Here is a 566-nt window from a genome sequence, read left to right as displayed (position 1 = left end):
CAGCCGGCTTCCAGGCCGCTGCGGCCGTGGGCCATCCTCAGCGCGTCGACCACCAGCTCGGCGCGGTGGTGGTCAGCCATCGCGTAGCCGATGACCTCGCGGGTGGCCAGGTCCAGCCAGCAGGCGGGATACAGCCAACCCTCCTGGGTTGGCAGGTACGTGATGCCGCCGACGAGCCGGGTACCGGGCCGGGCGGCGGTGAAGTCACGGCCGATCAGGTCCGGGGCCGGCCGTGCCTGCTTGCCGGGACGGGTCAGCGAACGGCGTCTTCGACGTGTGACGCCGGCGATCCCACGTTCGCGCATCACCCGCTCCACCCGCTTGCGGTTGACCGCACGGCCCAGCCGCCGCAGCTCGGCGTGCACGCGCGGAACACCGTAGGCACCTTTCGAGGCCAGGTGGATCACGATGATCTCGTGGGCAAGCGCGTCATCCGCCCGAGCCCGGGCCTGCCTGGCCTCCTCCGCCTCCAGCCAGGCGTAGAACGAGGAGCGGACCACGCCCAGGACACGGCACAGCAGGGCCACCGGGTGGACGGCCTTCTCCGCAGCGATGAACCGGTAGAC

General features: G+C 71.6%; 1 protein-coding gene. It reads right to left on the bottom strand.

What is annotated here, in order from left to right; genetic code table 11:
• Positions 1-566: IS3 family transposase (locus tag NQU54_RS48780; RefSeq protein WP_257636683.1), on the bottom strand; the 566-nt coding region annotated here is incomplete at both ends.

The sequence above is a fragment of the Streptomyces malaysiensis subsp. samsunensis genome, from assembly GCF_024519315.1.
Lineage (GTDB): Bacteria > Actinomycetota > Actinomycetes > Streptomycetales > Streptomycetaceae > Streptomyces > Streptomyces malaysiensis.
Note: the sequence above shows the minus strand (reverse complement) of the source record. Positions and strands in the feature narration are given on the sequence as shown.